This is a genomic window from Streptomyces blattellae (assembly GCF_009709555.1).
Lineage (GTDB): Bacteria > Actinomycetota > Actinomycetes > Streptomycetales > Streptomycetaceae > Streptomyces > Streptomyces blattellae.
Map to the genome: position 1 here is coordinate 1 of NZ_WJBG01000232.1, position 1,816 is coordinate 1,816.

The window sequence follows — 1,816 nt, forward strand, 5'->3', positions numbered from 1 at the left end:
TCACGATGGACATCCCCGCCGGCCCCAAGGAGAACCCTCTAGGCCAGCTCCAGTCGTCCGACTCGTCTTCTGGGGAAACGGACACCTCAAACCAGGCCGAAGAGGAGGAGTCCTCCTCCAGCAACGTCCTCGTCATCGCCGGTGGCATCGCAGCCGTCGTGGTCGTCATGGCCATCTTCTTCGCGGTGATCCGGAGCCGCCGCAACCGCGGTAACAACGGCCCTGGCCCCGGCGGCGGCTTCCCTCCCCAGGGCACGGGCTATCCGCCTCAGTCCCCGACGGGCTACCAGCCGTACCCCAACGCAGCTCCTCCCAACCAGGGCTACCCCACGCCTCCCGGACAGCCCCCACAGCACCCCAACCCCTACGCCCAACAGCCCCCGCACCAAGGGCAGTAGGAGCAACTCCCTACCCGCAGTAGCGGAGGGCGCTCACTGGCGTAACTGATGGAACCAGTCGTAGTTGAGTGAGGAGCAAGGAACTTGGGTGCCGAGAGAGTCTGGTCCACGACGGGTGTCGTGGCGTTGACGGGAGCCTTGCTCCTCACCTCAGCATCAACTGCGTCGGCAGACTACGTCAGAGACCAGCAGTGGGTCTTGGACGTATTCGCAATGGAAAAAACCTGGGCTCAAACCCAGGGCGAAGGCGTGACTGTTGCCGTCGTTGATACAGGCGTGGACGGCAATCACCCTGATCTAACCGGTCAGGTTCTGGCAGGAAAGGACTACACCGGTAGTGGAAATGCCCGTGAAGACGTCGCTGGGCATGGGACTAGAATGGCAAGTCTGATCGCTGGCCACGGTCATGGTGCAGACAACTCGTCGGGAATGATGGGGCTCGCACCAAAAGCTAAAATCTTGCCATTGCGCACTATGAAGACGAAGGATGACAAGAACCCAGAGGAAGACTGGGCCGATGCAGTTCGTTACGCCGTGGACCATGGTGCGGAGATAATCAACCTTTCCTTTGGGGACGACTATGGGCAGACTGGCCCCTATGGGCGAGAAGCAATTGCGTATGCACAAGCGAATGATGTAGTCGTTGTTTCGGGGACAGGGAATACTGGGACAGACGTAGGATACCCGGCAGCGTTGCCTGGTGTTGTTGCTGTCGGAGCCGTGAACGAAAGTGCTAACCTCTGGGATTCCTCTAATACCGGGAAAGAGGTAGCGCTTACCGCTCCAGGCGTGAAAATTCTTGCGGCGAATCCCACACGCTCACCTGAGTACAGTATCGCTTCCGGTACCTCGGATGCCACGGCCTATGTTTCAGCCACTGCCGCCCTGGTCCGCTCAAAGTACCCCGATCTCACGGCAGGTCAAGTAATCAATCGCCTCATCAAATCGGCCTCGTTCCTCGGCCACGAGGGACTGAAGGCCCCCGATGAAGAGTACGGCTACGGGATCATCCGCCCCTACCAGGCGGTCACGATGGACATCCCCGCCGGCCCCAAGGAGAACCCTCTAGGCCAGCTCCAGTCGTCCGACTCGTCTTCTGGGGAAACGGACACCTCAAACCAGGCCGAAGAGGAGGAGTCCTCCTCCAGCAACGTCCTCGTCATCGCCGGTGGCATCGCAGCCGTCGTGGTCGTCATGGCCATCTTCTTCGCGGTGATCCGGAGCCGCCGCAACCGCGGTAACAACGGCCCTGGCCCCGGCGGCGGCTTCCCTCCCCAGGGCACGGGCTATCCGCCTCAGTCCCCGACGGGCTACCAGCCGTACCCCAACGCAGCTCCTCCCAACCAGGGCTACCCCACGCCTCCCGGACAGCCCCCACAGCACCCCAACCCCTACGCCCAACAGCCCCCGCACCAAGG

Annotated in this window: 1 protein-coding gene and 1 pseudogene; both read left to right on the top strand. The window is 61.8% G+C overall.

Annotation, left to right across the window (positions count from 1 at the left end):
• Positions 1-398: pseudogene (locus GFH49_RS41100) on the top strand (serine protease); the annotation flags it as partial.
• 198 nt (positions 399-596) lie between these two features.
• Positions 597-1,816: type VII secretion-associated serine protease mycosin (gene mycP, locus GFH49_RS33955; RefSeq protein ID WP_268867537.1), on the top strand; the 1,220-nt coding region annotated here is incomplete at its 3' end.